Annotated in this window: 5 protein-coding genes; all 5 read left to right on the plus strand. The window is 70.9% G+C overall.

Features of this window, described 5'->3' with window-relative positions; genetic code table 11:
* Nucleotides 1–88: 88 nt before the first annotated feature.
* The 5 genes from ACFYL4_RS14440 (at nucleotide 89) to ACFYL4_RS14460 (ending at nucleotide 16,075) form a co-directional block, all read left to right on the plus strand.
* Entirely contained in the window at nucleotides 89–526 is a 438-nt protein-coding gene (locus ACFYL4_RS14440) for a hypothetical protein (protein WP_357766089.1), read from the plus strand.
* Nucleotides 527–607: 81 nt separating this feature from the next.
* The gene (locus tag ACFYL4_RS14445) at nucleotides 608–3,712 is read left to right on the plus strand and encodes a hypothetical protein (RefSeq protein WP_387518675.1); all 3,105 of its coding nucleotides are present in this window, start codon (nucleotides 608–610) and stop codon (nucleotides 3,710–3,712) included.
* Nucleotides 3,633–3,938: a YbaB/EbfC family nucleoid-associated protein gene (locus tag ACFYL4_RS14450; protein WP_357766151.1), complete on the plus strand. Its 306-nt coding sequence runs from the start codon at nucleotides 3,633–3,635 to the stop codon at nucleotides 3,936–3,938. Before ACFYL4_RS14445 ends, ACFYL4_RS14450 begins: the two co-directional genes overlap by 80 nt.
* A gap of 87 nt (nucleotides 3,939–4,025) precedes the next feature.
* Nucleotides 4,026–4,382, plus strand: coding sequence for a hypothetical protein (locus ACFYL4_RS14455; RefSeq protein WP_357766095.1), 357 nt, complete (start codon nucleotides 4,026–4,028; stop codon nucleotides 4,380–4,382).
* Nucleotides 4,383–4,387: 5 nt separating this feature from the next.
* Nucleotides 4,388–16,075, plus strand: coding sequence for a hypothetical protein (locus ACFYL4_RS14460; protein WP_387518676.1), 11,688 nt, complete (start codon nucleotides 4,388–4,390; stop codon nucleotides 16,073–16,075).
* Nucleotides 16,076–16,121 lie beyond the last annotated feature (46 nt).

Consider the following 16,121-nt stretch of genomic DNA (forward strand, 5'->3'; position numbering starts at 1 on the left):
CGCCGCGGCCGAGGGAACACCGCACCACACCGGATGACGCCGCACCGCGGCTCGACGAAGAGCTGGACAGGAGAGGACGGGGCAGGACGTGTCAGAGGAAAAGACCAAGGTCACGCTGGACTACCTCAAGACGTTGCAGACGGCGCACATCGATCCGCTTCGGGAGAGGGTCTCGAAGATGAAGACGCAGGCGTCCACACACTACCCGGGTGGCGAGGGCGCCTCCGCGCCCAAGGTGCCCTTCGGCAACCCGACACTTCTCCCCTACGCCGGTGAGCTCTCGTCGGAGGTCGGCGCCGTGCTGTCGCAGTTCACCACCCTGATCACCGACCTGGAGACCCGCCTCGTCGGGATGTCCGCCGGAATCCGGAACAGCGCGATCACCTACGAGGAGCTGGAGTCCGACGCCGAGCTGGACGCCGCCCAGGTCGGCCAGATCATGTCCAACGGCGCGCCCATGGGCGGAGGGGGTGGTGGCGGCAACGGCCCCAACGACACCCCCAACCAGACCCCCGAGTCGTCCTGAGCCGAGGCCCTCGGCACAGCGCCCGTCCGCTCCTTCCCCGAGCGACCCTTCGCCCCACGAACCCGCCCCTGAGGAAAAGCCATGGCTGACGAGGACCTCCCAGAGAAGCAGGGGACCGACCCCGCGGCGCCCGCGTCCGGGGGTGCCGTCGACAGCGAGGAGATGGCCCACTCCATCAACGCCTTCGCCGACGAAGACGACAAGGGGGCGGCGCCTCCGATGGGCACCGCCCAGGCGGTGAAGGACACCAACTGGCTGAGCAACTACTTCTGGAACGTCAACAACCCCAAGAGCGCGGACGAGTGGTTCGGTTTCGACAGCCGGGCCTCCGACGCGGAACAGCTCGGCGGGTACGAGTGGGGTTTCGCGGTCTACTCCGGTATCCACATCAACGACGCCGTCAAGGACACCGACGGCACGGTGTGGGGCAACTTCATCGACCGGATGCGCACCATCCTCAACGCCGCCTCCACCTCCAGTGTGGGGACGAGCACCTTCAACAGCGGTGTCCTCAGCCGGATCGAGACCGACCTCGGCGACTTCCGTGACTTCTCCAGCGCCCGCTACGACGAGATGTGGGCCCTGGCCGAGGAGATGAAGCCGGGCAACGAGAAGTTCGAGGGCGCCGGAGCCGAGGCCCTGCGGGGGTACCTGAGGAAGCTGGCCCTGGAGTTCCAGAACATCGCCACCTACGTCGAACCGGCCATCGACGCGGTGAACTCGGCGCGCCTCGCCGCCAACCCCACCTACCTCCAAGCGGTGATCGGCGCCTTCAACGACTGGCAGAGCAGCTCCGACCGCAGTCCCCGCTCGACCATCCGCAACTGGTGGGAGGACCAGCGGGACAAGGTCACCTGGGAGGACAGCATCATCAAGATCCGCGGTATGCGGACCGACGAGAAGGCCACCTGGGAGACCTTCGAGACCGAGATCAAGGAACGCTGGTGGAACAACCTGGCCGACCTGCGCGAGGCGGCCACGACGGGCATCTCCAAGGTCTCGACGACCTACAGCACCTCCGCCTCGGAGATCCTGCCCTTCGTTCCGGTCGCGGTCACCCCACCCGGTGGCGGCGGTGGTGGCGGCGGTGGTGGCGGCGGTGAGAACGGCCCCCCCTCCTTGGACGAGATCCTCGAAAAGCTGCTCGGCGGCGGCGGCGACGGCGGTGGCGGTGGTGGCGGCGGTGACGGTGACGGTGACAATCGCACCATCGAGGACATCATCGACGAGTACCTCAACGGCGGTAGTGGTGAGGGCGGCGGTGGTGGCGGCGACGGCAGCGGCGGCGGTGGAGGCGGCGGTAACGGGCCTCTGGGCGACGGCCGCACGATCGACGAGATCGTCGAGGAGTACCTGAACGGTCAGGGCCCCAACAGCGGAGGGTCGGACGTCCCCGAGGGCGGCGGGCCCGTGCCCGGGGGTTCGGGCGAGCTGAACGGTCCGCCCGCGCCCGGGTCGGGTGATCTCGACGGTCCGCCGAGCCCGCCCGGTTCGGACACCCCGGACGGAACACCCCTGTCCCCCGTCAGCGGTTCGGCCACCTTCCCCGGCGATGGCGGGGGCGGGCCCGGTGAGGGCGTGGGCGGCCCCGGCGGAGGTCCCCTCGACGGGATCGGGGGCGACCCCTCGTCCTCCGGCGGTGGTCCGGGCGGATTCCTCCCACCACCCGTGGCTCCCGGTATGGGCAGCCTGGGCGGCGGCGGTACCGGCGGCGGCTCGAACAGCTCTGGACGCCGGGAGCAGGGCACCCCGCTTCCCAACGGCAGCGCTCTGCTCCCCGACGGGAGCACACGTCTACCTGACGGCACCATCGTGAACCCCGACGGCAGCACGCGTCCTCCGGACGGCAGCGCGCAGATCCCGGAAGGGAGCACGCCACTCCCGGAGGGGAGCGCGCGGCTCTCCGACGGCAGCATTCGGCTTCCCGACGGGAGCGTCCTGAACCCGGACGGCTCGCGTTCCGAGGAGGGCGGCGGCCAGCCGCCCTCCTCGATCGGGGCGCCGCCGCCGGGCGGTCTCGGCGACCTCGACCTCTCGTCCTCCACTGGGGGCCAGGGCGGCGGCAGCGTGCCGCCGCCCCCGGCTCGCGTCCCCACCGGGGGGGACCTGGATCTCTCGTCGGGTGGTTCGGGCACCGGTGGGAACGGTTCGCCGATTCCGGGTGGGTCCGGTGAGATCGGGGGTCCGGGTAACGCGGATCGTCCCGGGTTCTCGGACACTCCGATCATGGGCGGTTCCGATGGTGACCGGGACGGACCCGGAGCGCCCGTCCCGGGTGGGTCCGGTGAGATCGGGGGTCCGGGTAACGCGGATCGTCCCTCGCTCCCCGATCCCCCCGCCCTGGGCGGTTCCGGTGGCAGCGGCAACGGCAACGGGCCCGGTTCTCCCATCTCCGGTGGCTCGGGCGACATCGGCGGTGGCTCCGACCGCGTCGAGATCCCGCCGCCACCGGTCCTCGGCGGTTCCGGAGGTGGCGGGAGCGGCGGATACCCGAGCCCCGGCGGTGTCGGCTCCATCGGTGGACCCGGTGACCTCTCTTCGTCGGGTCCGGGCTCGGGCAGCGGTAGCGGCGGTGGTGTCGGCGGCATCGGTGGTATCGGCGGTCCCGGCGACCTGAACTCCTCGTCCGGCTCGGGTCCGGGCTCGGGCGGTGGCGGGATGACCCCCCGCGCGGACTCGGGCTCCGTGGGCGGCGGTGCCGACGGCGGCGGAGGCGGACGCGGCAACGGTCCGGGTGGGACCAGCCCGTTCGGTGGCTACGGCGGTGGCCAGGACGGCTCCGCCACGGGCGGAGGCCCGGGCACCCCCGGGGCACCCGGCACCCCGGGCACCCCAGGTATGCCCATGATGCCTCCGGGCGGCATGGGAGGCGCCGGCGGTGGTGGGGCCGGGGGCGGACAGGAACGCAGCCGCACCACGTGGCTCTCCGAGGACGAGAAGGTGTGGGGCACCTCTGCTCGGGGCGGTCCCGCCTCACTGGGACGCCCGGGAACACGAAAAGACAAGGGAGTGAGCGGCGTTGGACATGTCCCTGCAGGGTCAGATGGAGAGGTCACTCGAACAACTTCGCCAGAGCCAGGAGCGGCTGGCGGAGGCAAGCGCAAACCTGGAGTCGGTTACCGCCGAAGCGGTGTCCAAGGACCGGATGCTCAGCGTGAAGGTGAACGCCAGAGGCGAGATCGCTGAGATGCGGTTCCAGACCGAGAAGTACCGGATGATGGCGCCCGCGGAACTCGCCGCGGTGATCATCGAGGTCGTCGAACGAGCCCGACGCGACGTGGCCCAGCAGGTCTCGACGGCCATGGGCGGGCTGGTCCCGGGCGACTCGGCGGCACGGGAACAGGCGGTGGCCGGTGATCCCACCGCGCTGTTGGAGGAACTGGGCCTGGGCAACGTGCACCCGCCCAGGTGACGGTCGGCCGGGAGCGGAGGAGGGCCGACCCTCCTCCGCTCCCGGCCCGCGACGATGAGGAAGAGACAGGACGAGCAAGGAGGCGCCATGTCGGACCGCATCTCGATCGACCCCGAAGCGGTGGCCAGGGACGGGGCCGAGATCCACCAGCTCGCCGCCGAGGTACGGGCGATCGACCGGTGGTACACCACCGCGACTGACGCCCTGGGCGAGTGCTGGGGTGAGGGCGACGCCGTCGCCAAGTCGTTCGAGGCCAACTACCTCCCGGCACGCGACGAGTTCACGGTCTTCCTGAAGACTCTCGGTACGGCGTTCGAGGACACCGCCGAGGCCACCATCGCCACGGCCAAGCAGTTCGGCCGCTCCGAGCAGTACGGCATCGACACGGCGGCACGCCTGGGTGGTATCCAGGGCGGCGCCGGTGGTACCAGCGGGAGGCACTGACCCGCATGGGAATGGAACTGCCCGCCGAACTCCGCAACCTGTTCTCGGTCCTGACGGGCTCGGAGTGGCCCACCGCCGACGAGACGAGGCTGTGGGAGCTCGCCCAGGTCTACGGCACCACCGCTGACCGGTTGGAGATCGAGCTTCCGCAGCTCGTCATCCGGATCAAGAACAAGGTGCGGGAGAACTTCGACGCCACGGCGGCGGACTTCTTCGACCAGTCGGTGGACGAGTTCACGGCGGGGCAGAACAACTACCTCGGCGAGGGCACGGCGGTCGCCCGGGGTCTCCAGGAGTACGTCCACAACGCGGGCACGCAGGTGCAGTACGCCAAGTGGATGATCATCGGTCAGCTGGTGCAGCTGGCCCTGGAGATCGCCTGGGCGATCGCCATGGCGCCGTACACCTTCGGCGCCTCTCTGGCCAAGATCCCGATCTTCCAGGCGATCGCCCGCACCGTCATCGGCCGGGTCCTGTTCCGGCTGCTCTCCACGCTGATCCAGCAGATGGCCATCAGCCAGTTCTTCGCCCTCACGCTGGACGCGCTGATCCAGCGCATCCAGATCGACCAGGGCAACCGCGACGGGTGGGACCGCAAGCTCACCGAGGACGCCGCCAAGGGCGCGATGCTGGACGGGTTCCTGGGCACCGCCGCCGTCTATGGTGGAAGCGCCCTGTCGAACCAGTTCAACAAGCTGCTCGGCAACACCACCGGGCCCTCCATCTCCAAGAACCTCGGGGACAACTTCCCCTCGGGCAGCGCGGGCAAGGGCCCGGGGGACCTCCCCAACGGCATCGGCGACATCATGGGGCGCAACAGCGACGAACTGCTGCGTCCCTACGGCATGGACAACCGGCCCGGGTGGAACCGCCCCGTCGACGGAGAGCGCTTCCGCAACGACATGGGGGACCAGTTCTCCAACTCGCTGGGCGACTCGTTGGGCCGCAACGAGGCGCGCGAGTTCGGCAATCAGTACGCCGACGCCTTCACCCGCAACTGGGGGAAGGAGGGCCTCGGCGACGCCCTGAACGACGTGGTGAACAAGTACGGGCGCAACCTCGACCCGAAGTTGAAGGACTTCCTCACCACTGGGGTGCCCACCGGGGTGCGCGACGGGCTCTCCGACGTGGGGTCGCACTGGAAGAACTTCCTGGCCCAGCTCGGCGGCGGGGGCATCGCCAACGCGGCCCAGGGGATGCTCAGCGAGGGCCTGTTCAACCTGCTCTTCAGTGACGAGAAGACCTTCTCCATCACGTGGCTCTCCGGTGTGTCGGGGCTCGTCTCCGGCGCGGTCCAGCAGAGCCTCACCCAGGGCGGGCTGCTGCTCCTCGACCAGCTGAGGAACGCGGGGCTGCCCAACGGGGTGCCCAACGTCCCCAATCCCACGCCGGGGCCGGTCGAGGGCGGCGGCGGGAGCGGCACGGGCGACGGAGCCGGTGGCGGGCTCCCGAACACGGGCGGTGGTTCCTCGGAGTCGTCCTCGAACGACACCACGACGAACACCGCGTCCACGAGTACCTCCTCGGACGGTTCCACCTCGAACGACTCCTCCTCGTCGGGCCGGGGCGACGAATCGCGCGGTTCGCGGGACGAGGACACGTCGACCGAGTCCTCGCGGAACTCGGCCCCGCCGCCTCCCCCTCCACCCCAGCAGGTGACCACCGAGTCCTCCGACACCAACAGCCAGTCGGACCAGGGCCCCTACCGGCCCGCCGCGCCGCCGAACAACGAAAGCGGTGGTTCGAATGAGAGCGGCGGTTCCAATGAGAGCAGTGGTTCGAATGAGGTCGGTGGTTCGAATGAGAGCGGTGGTTCGAACGAGGCCGGTGGTTCGAACGAGGCCGGTGGCTCCAACGAGGCCGGGTCGGGCGACTCCCGGAACCAGACCTCCGACGAGTCCGGGAACGACCAGCGCGGCGACGGGAACGACACTGACCACCTGAACCGGGGCGGCCCGCCGAACACCTCCGAGGAGAACGACGGGACCGGCGACGCTCCGGTCGTCGGCGGTCAGGACGAGAACACCGGGGGTCGGAACGACACCGCCGAAGAGACCGGGCAGCAGAACGAGTCCGGGCAGCGGCCGGTCCAGGACTCCCCGCACCAGAACGTGCCGGTCCCGGACCAGAACGTGTCGGTCCCGGACGAGTCCACCGGTGACGGCGCGATCCAGGGGCCGGGGTCGGAGCACCGGAACGGGGCCGGGGACACCACCGACCAGACCCCGAACCAGAGCGAGCCCGAACAGGAGTCGCCGCACCAGAACACGACGGTCGACGATCGGCGGACGGGTACCCCGAACCAGAGCGGTGACGCGCCGCTCCGGGAGAACCCGAACCAGGACGGGCCCGTGCGGGAGACCCCCGGACGGAACGAGTCCGGTGAGGAGCGGTCGAACCAGGACTCGCCGGTCAACGACGGGTCGACCGGTGACGGTGTGGTGCGGGGCCCGGGTCCGGAGAACCAGGACGGGCCCGGGGAGTCTCCTGTGCGTGAGACTGCGAACCCGGTTGAGTCCGACCAGGGGTCGCCGGACCCGAACGCCCCCGTCCAGGAATCGCCCCACCAGGACGCACCGGCGAACGACAACCGCTCCGGTGACCAGGACAGCGACCGGACCGGCGACGGACAGGGCGCTCCCGCCCAGACCCCGACCGCGTCGAACCCGAACCCGGGCGGACAGGGCTCCAACGACGGCCAGACCTCCACCCAACGCCCTAACGGCACCGGCCGCGACGGCGACGTCGAGACGCCCGCGGGCGACGAGACCACGGACACCGGCTCCCGGCCGTTCCAGGACGACCCCGGCCGCGACGACACGCGCTCGCAGGACACCGACACCCCCGTTCGTCCCGACCCCGACGCACAGGTCACCCAGAACCACGGTGACGACCAGAACCAGGTCCGGGACGACAACCCCGGTGCGGCGACGTACCAGGGCGGCGACTCGGGCGACACCACCCCCCAGACCAACGGCGCTCCCGTGCCCGTCGTGGTCGCCCCCAACAACCCCGCCGGCCAGGGAACGGACTCCACCACAGGCGACGCCAGACGCGGTCCGGCCAACACCCCGCCGCCGCCCAAAGCGCGCCCCGACCCCGACGCCCCGGCCCCCGTCTCCGAGGGGCTCCGGCCGCCCACGGACTGGGAGGACGCCCGCGACGGCGTCGAACCGACGAGGGTCGGAAACAACCGCGACCGGTCCGGGGTCGACACGGACGGCGTCGAGATCCTGGACGGGTCCACCAAGGACTCCCCGATCGTCTCGATCGCCGAACGCGGCTTCGACGTGCGCCGCGTCCCCCTGCCGAACCCCGACCCGGACGGCCCGACACACGTCACCGAGCTCACCGTCCGGATCAACTTCGACACCGGACCCGGGGTCACTCCGGACCAGGCGGCCATCGCGCGGCGCGACTTCACGGACCGGCTCAACGAGGTGGTGAACCAGCGCTACCGGCTGCCCGACAGCGGCGACCAGCTGCACGTGCGCGTGGAGCAGGTGGGCCCCGAAGGGCAACCACACGCCGACATCACCTGGGTCCACGAGAACCCGGACCTGAAGGGCCGCAGCGACACCGCCAACTGGCGCCTGGACGACGGGGCGGACGTGTGGCTGCACGAGACCCTGCACCGGCTCGGCCTCAACGACGAGTACCGCGACCCCTCCCAGGAGGAGTCCGGCCGCCCCCAGGCGGTGCTCCGGGGGACGCCCGGTTCGAGCGCGATCCACGACGCGGGCGGCTACATGGACGCCCCCGGCGGGCGCGACGGCGCGCCGCCGAAGATCCTCAACCACTACCTGGAGCAGATCGAGCAGCAGGCCGACGGTGGGTCGCGCTACGACCCGCCGACCCGGCTGGGCGACCTCCCCGGTTCGGTCCACCGTGACCTGGCCGGTCTGCTCGACCCCGAGGGCACACGGAGCCAGGACGACACCATCGCGCTGTTCGGCGCCGCCTACGACCACCGTGTCCTCGGCCGCGACGACGACCGGGTGCGGTCCGACCTGCCGCCCCGGTTGCGGGACGCGTTCGACGACGCGGTGCGCGAGTGGACCTCGGACGGACGCTGGGACCACGCCCTCGACACCGCGCGCGGGGCCGGTATGGAGTCACCGCTGTCGCAGATGCCGAGCGGCCCCACGCCGGTGACGACCGAGAGTGGTGGGAACCACCGTGCCGCGTCTCCCTTCGGCAGGTGGTTCGACAGGGGACCCAAGCCCGAGAACCACGCGATGACGGACGTCTCGAACCGGCGCGGCGGCCCGAGCAACGAGGACACGAGCCACGGGCAGGGGCCGCCACCGCCGCCGCAGCAGGTCACCACCGAGGCGACGACCACCACGGAGACGACGGCTTCCGAGGGTCTCAACAACAACGAGAGCACCACCGACAACCTCAACGACGGCTCGAACGTGGTCGTCGACCCGAACGTCACCACCGAGACCACGGCTTCCGAGGGGCTCGGCAACAGCGAGAGCACCACCGACAACCTCAACGACGACTCGAACGTGGTCGTCGACCCGAACGTCACCACCGAGACCACCGAGACGACCACCACCGAAACCACCCCGACCCCGGTCAGCGAGGAGACGCGGCAGGTCCTCGACCTGCTCACCGACATCGACTCCGGGAACGACGGAGGCGAGTTCTCCGGCGTGCACGTCAACCCCGACGTCGACGTCCAGGGGCTGCGCCAGCGCCTGACCGACCAACTGGCCGAGCACGGGGTCCGGCCGGACCCCGAGGCGCTCGACCGCGCCCTCGACCACATCTCCAACGGCCAGGTCCGCCCCGACCAGGACCAGACGTTCACCATCCCCGTCCACGACCTCCCCACCGGCGACCGCACCACCGGTGACACCACCCCGCCACCGCGGGGCAACCTCCAGCTGACCGTCGACCGGGAGTGGCGGGACACCACCAGCTCACCTGACCGGAAGACCGGTTCCGCACATGCCTCGGAGAACCGGGCCAAGTCCGTGAGCACCGGAGCCCAGCAGGGGCGCAAGGGGTTCAACCCCGTGGTCCCGGTCACCGTCATCGGCGAGATCGCGGGAAAGCCCGCGCTGATCACCCCGAAGGTGAAGACGAACTTCTCGGTCCGCCAACGCGGCACCGAGTACCAGATGAGCGGGGAACGGCGCCACAAGCGCAAGGTCGACGTCGACGGGGACGACCCCGCGCGCTTCACCGCCGACGTCACCGTGACGGCCACCCTGGAGACGACGCCCCCGCCGACCCGGCCCGAGCCCGGCGGCGATCAACAGGGGGACGACCAACGGCCACAGCAGCAGGAGTCGGATGGGGAGCCCGTCCGGGTCGAGTTCTCCGACCGGCTGAACGACGTGGTCGACGTGGTCCTGCCGGGGCATCTGCGCACCGAGAACGGCGACGGTGACGGCGAGTCCGGCACGAGCCGACAGACCCCTCCGCAGCGGTTCCGAACCGACGACCCGACCTCGCGCGAGGGTGACGGCAACGGGACGCCGATCCGTGCCCCCCGGTTCTCGCGCACGCTCGGGGTCCTGGACAGCGACGCCCCCGGCAACTTCCCCGTCGACATGCGGACGATCCGCGACAACCTGGGCCGTGCCGACCAGGGCGAGGTGCTGCGCTTCCCGTACCAGGACAAGGACGGGAACACGCAGTTCGTCGAGATCAGTGGCGGACCGGTCGCCTACGAACGGATCGGGCCGGAGATGAAGGACTCCTCCTTCTCCGACACCGATAAGTCCGCCGCCAACGCCCAGAGCAGCGCGGGCCGCAGTAACAAGCAGGACGTCCGGGTCGGTGTCGGCGTCCTCGGCACGATCATCCCCGGCGGGGACTCGACCCCGGCCATCCGGGCGGGTGGTGAGGTGAGCGGGGGTGGTAAGGGCACCCAGAAGCACACGCGCAACACCGAGCACGGCAGCGAGCGCGTGTACGGGCCGGGGACCAAGGGCGACTCCGCGTTCTACCGGGTGACCCGTACCTACAACGTGACGACCACCGAACCCCAGCCCACCCCGGACACCAGCTCCACGAACACCACCACCCCGGACACCAGCTCCACGAACACCACCATCACCGGGAATCCGAACACCACCATCACCGGGAATCCGAACACCACCATCACCAACACCGGGAATCCGAACACCAACACCACCACGAACACGACCACCAACGAGCCCGGCGGAAGCTCGGCCGCGAAGACACCCCTCGTGAGCCCCGGCACCCTGAACCTCACCACGCTCGACCAGGTGCCCACCCCCGACGCCCGGGCCATGGCCGACGCCGGGAACGGCACCGGCCAGGACACCGGGCCCCGTCCCACCGCGCCCAGTACCCCCGGCCTCCACAACGACGGCGTGGACAACCTGAGCCAGGCGGTCCCGATCCGGTCCGAGTGGGGCGATGGACGCCTGCGCGACACCAACGGCGACTCCCCCATGAACGCCGCTGCCCGGCGTATCCACCAGGAGGTGTTCAACAAGCACCCCGAACTGGTGAACGACCCCTCTGGGACCCGGGGGGACCGGCGCGGGTTCTGGGGCAGCCTCTGGCGCGGCCAGGACCAGCGCGCACAGAACACCCTGGAGATTTACGAGAAGGTGGGACGCGCGGTCGGCGAGTCCGACAACCTGATCGGGGACGGGGTCGAGATCTACCTGCGCACCGGCGGGCTCCGGAACGCGATGATGCCCGCTCCCGGCAAGTGGCGCTCGTTCGTCAGCAAGTTCCCCGGAACGTCCTCCGTGCGCGGCGACGACAGGGACGGCGCCGACTTCGTCACCGTCCGGCTCAAGGGCACGCTCGACGACGCCCGGTTCGAGGGTTCCCGGAGCGGTGGCTCCCTCAGCACCAGCCTCAACGCCTCGACGGCGCAGGGAACGGGTCAGCAGAACTCGACCGCCGTGGTCGGTGAGGCGGCGGCGAACGTCCAGGCCCGGATCGGCTCGACGTCCTCCGGCTTCCCCAAGGGCATCGTCGACTTCGGTGGCAGCTACACCTTCGAACAGGAGAAGGCCACCCCGCTGTCCGGGAACCGTAAGTCGGGTGTGGAGTCCGCCTCCAGTGCCAAGGGCGATCTGGACTCGTGGTCCTACGCGCTGCACCTGGAGGCGTCGATCGGGACGAACACCCCCTTCGACGTCACCCCGCAGAGCACCGGACCGACCCCGCAGGGCCCCCGCGTTCTGGTGGAGGGCCCCAGGGCGACCCCCGTTCCGGGCGAGCTCGGCCCCTTCGCCTCGGAGGCCGAGCGCACGACGGCGGAGAACCGTGTCCAGGAAGACCTGCGGCAGGCCCTGGACACGGCCCAGCAGGCCCGCGACGCCGTGGACGTGGCCGACACCGAGGTCAGGAACAACGAGGATCTCGCCGGTCAGCTCACCGACCGCGAGAACCGGGTCACCGAGGCCGAGCGGCTTGCGAGGGAGGGCCGGGAGACCGCCGACGAGAACGAGAGGATCGCCCAGGAGCGCGAGAAGGCCGCGCAGGACGCGGAGAAGAAGGCCGAGGACGCGCGGAGGGACGCGACCAAGGAGCGTCTGGACGCCGCCCGCGACCTGCGGGACGCGGCCCGGCAGCGCAGGGACGCGATCGAGCGGGCGCTGGCCTACGCCGACGCGCTCCAGGCCGAGACGGACTCCCGTGAGCGCTCCGGGGGAGGCGAGACCCCGCCGAAGGAGCGGACCGCGCGGCCCACCCCGCTGCCCGACCTGCGTGACACGGGACTGGACTCCCTCGGGGACACACCGGACCAGAACTCCGCCGACCGGGCCTGGACCACGGCCCTGGACAACTGGAACCGGCTGAACGACGCCGAACAGCAGGCGAACCGGGCCGTCGCGGACGCCGAGGCGGACCGCGACTCCCGGGCGACGCCGCCCACGGAGGGGGAGGCGTCCGGCACCCCGCCGCAGCGGCCCGCCCCCTCGGACCGGGTCCAGGATCTGCACGCTCAGTCACAGCGGTCGGACCAGGACGCACGCGACCTGAAGGACAGGGCCGACGCCCAGAACGACAAGGCCTCCGTGGAGGAGGCCGGGGCGACCCGGGACGAGAACGCGGCCACCGATCTGCGAACGGAGGCCGACGACGCGCGCACCCTGGCCGACGACTCCGCGAAGAACGCGGAGAAGGTGGAGGGGGAGGCCGGTGAGGCCCGCGAGCGCCGGGACGAGTCGGTCCGGGCGCGGGACGACCTCACCGACAGCAGGGACCGGCTGACCCAGGCTCTGGAACGCGAGCGGGACGCCCACCGGGCCGCCGCCGAGGCACGCGGTAGGGCGGACGACCACGCGTTCTCCCGTGACCGTGACACCCGGTTGCACAGGCCGACGGCGGAGGACGAGTCGACCGACACGCGTAGCCAGAACGGAGAGGACGACGGTGACCGGAACCGTCAGAACGACGACGACCGGTCGAACGACGGTAGCGGGCGTGACCAGGACGGTGGCGGTAACGGGACGAACCGGGACAACGACGATAACCGGCGGTCGCCGGACCACCAGCGCGACAACGACGGTGACCACGACGGCGACCAGCGTGACCAGGACGGTCAGAACACCGACGACCGGCCCCCGCCGCCTCGCCGCAGGGCGCCCCTCGACCTCGACGGCCTGCCGCACGCACCCAAGTACTCGGAGTCCCCAGGGCTCTGGAACCACATCGTGAACATCGTCAAGTCCGCCCCCGGTTTCACCGCGGCCTCCCGTTCCAGCGAGGCCGTCCTCGGCCACTGGAAGGTCCTCAGCTCGCCCAAGGCCCTGGCCGCCCACACGATGGACGTCCACGACGGCGGGTTGCCCCTCCAGGGGCAGTTCGAGGACGGCGTACGCAAACGCGCCGACCTCAACCTGGACATCAGCGCCGACCGCAAGGGGATGCGCACCTCCGACGCCGTGCTCGACAGCGGCCTCGACCTCACCTACAAGACCGAGTCCGACCGGGGCACCGGTACCAGCGAGAGCACGTCGCACAACACGCTGCTCGGGCTGAAGGGCGAGGGCGCCCCCAACCAGTCGGACACCAGGAACAACCGCGTCCGCGGCTCCCTCGGCATCGTGCCCTGGGCCTCGAAGAAGACCCAGACGGCAGGGGACTCGAACACGTTCGGAGAGGAGGACAAGGTCTCCCTGCCCGGCAGTACCGTCGGAGTGACGACCTCCGACGACTTCAGCGTGGCAGGCAGGATTCGCACCCGTTGGAACGCCTTCGTGTCGATGCCGTTCGGTTCCACCAAGGACGTTGACGGTGTGCCGATCAAGAAGGGTTCGGGCGGTGGTCGGACCCAGAAGCCGAGCCATACCGAAGCCGGTTCGTCCGAGTCCCGCTACCGGGTCCTCGACCTCGCGCAGAAGGGGGCGCTTCCGGGCACCGCCGGACTCGACACCGCGCTCTCCAACGCCCGCTCCGTCCCGGACGACATCGGGTTCGTTCCTGGCAGGGAGAGCTCCGGTTACGCCCTCAACGGCATCGACACCGCCGGGGCGGTGGCCCAGATCGACCAGCAGGTGCGCGAGTACGGGGTCGAGCTGACCGACCAGAGCAAGCACGACATCAAGGTGGCCCTCTCCGCCACCAACACGCGGGGGACCAACCGCAGGCTCCAGACCGGCGGTCTGGTCCTGCCCATCCGGGTGCGGGAGGCCAACTTCGGAGAGCAGCGCTTCAGCAGCAGTGGCTGGATACGCCTGGGCCTGGGGCGCGACGGCACGCCCCGGTTCCACTCGGTGGAGTCCGGTCTGGCGTCGGAGCGCTCCCTCGCGCAGTCCGCCGAGAAGACCACCTCCCAGGGCAAGCAGAAGAAGCACGGCGTGACCGCCGGCCTGGACGGCGGCTTCAACCCCGTCCACGCCACCGGGACCAAGCCCGACGGGTCACCCGAGTTCCCCGGCGACCGCTACCAGTCCAACACCGGGACCGCCGGAACCGGTTGGGAGAGCGCGACCACCGACACGAAGCTGGAGGCGGACGCCACCTCGGACACGACCACGCGCACCATCAAGGCGCCCGGGGTCAACTCCACCTCGCAGATGAAGGTCGACTTCTCCCTGTCCCTGGACCGCTGGTACGGGAGCGGCTCACGGGGGGTCCTCAACGGGACCGTTCCGGTGGGCGACCGGAACGAGGTGTTCCAGGCGGGGGCGTTCCAGCCCACACAGCCGACCGCCGAGACGCCAGAGCCCCCGACCCCCCAGGCGGTCACCCCTCCGGCTGGCGGAGGCCGGGACATCCAGTCCTTCGCCGACGACTGGCGGGGCGGGCCCGGGCGCTCGGACCACGCCCTGCCTCCGCCCGAGTCGGTGGGGCGGGGGCCGATCGCCGACGCGGCGCTGATCGCGCAGGCGCGCGCACTGGGCTGGGACCCGGACGGCGCCTCGCGCGACGTCGGCGACGCCGTCACGTTCCTCCGCGAGGGCCGGGCCGGATCGCGCGCGGACATGCTGTCCGCGGCCGTGGACGAGCAGGTGCTGCGCGGGCTGTTCGGCCAGTCGTCCGACAACGGGGGCGCGACCCTGGTGGGAGACGACCCGCAGGGCCCCTTCGCCGTACCCGGCCTGGAGACCAAGCTCTTCACCAAGGTCGACCCCGACAACGCCACCATCATCGGTGCCGTCAAGGAGCTGGCGACCGGCAAGGAGAGCTCGAACACGCACCGCGAGGAGATCTCCGTCGCGCACAGCGGGTCGGCGGCGCTCAACACCGGGATCGACCTGTCCGGCATGAAGGGAGTCTCCTCGCCCGCTTCCGGTTTCAACGAGGGTTCGGCCCTCGTCGGCGGCGGGTTGTCCGACGCGGGCGCGAGCAGTACCGGTTCGGGCGGTGGAAAGCAGGCGTCCTCCACCGCGCGCACCGACGCCGCCGCCCCCGCCAAGGGCCAGGGTTACCTGGTGCGCTTCCCCGTCGACGCCCTGCTGGTCGCTCAGGACACCGCATCCGGGACGCCGCCCAAGGCGGAGTCGACCCGGACCACCGTCGACGTCTGGCTCAGTGCGGAGCAGGTCCGGGCGCTGGCCACCGGGGTGGACCAGGGTTCCATCGACGCCTGGAACACGGTGGCCGAGAACCAGGACAAGGCGGCCGACTCCGAGAAGGAACTCGGCAAGGCGGTCGACAACGAGCTGGGGTTGGACCGCTCGGAGGACGCCCGGACCCGGGCACGGGAGGCCCGGGACCTGTTGTCCGTGGGCCCCGACCTGGACCCGCGGATCTGGTCCGCGGAGACCTCCCGGGGAGTCCAGGCGATCCGGGAGTTCCTCGGCTCCACCGCCGAGGACCGCGGCTGGAACCGTCCGGAGGCCCGGACCTCGGCCGAGTACGAGACGGCCAAGAACGAACTGGAGAGGCTGCGGGAGAGCGAGGGCACCACCAACGGGCTCTCGAAGGAGACGGTCGACGCCCTGAGCGACCTCGTCAAACGCCGCCAGGAACTGCACGAGGCCCTCACGAAGCACCGCCGGGCCCTGAGGGCCTACTTCGACTCACTGGAGAGCGCCTTCCCCGCCCCCACGGAGACCAGCGACACCACCGACACTTCGCGCGAGGACCGGCGTGACCGGAACACGCGCGGCAACCAGTCCCAGAACACGAACACCCAGAACCCCCAGAACCCGCCGCCCCTCCAGCCGACCACCGACCCCCCGGTCAGACCCTCGGTACTGTCGACCTTCTTCTCCGCCATCAACCCGCGCGGCTGACCGTCCACAGACCCTCCCCACCGCGCCGCTCTTCGCGGCCGCCCCC

The organism is Nocardiopsis sp. NPDC006938, assembly GCF_042869555.1.
Lineage (GTDB): Bacteria > Actinomycetota > Actinomycetes > Streptosporangiales > Streptosporangiaceae > Nocardiopsis.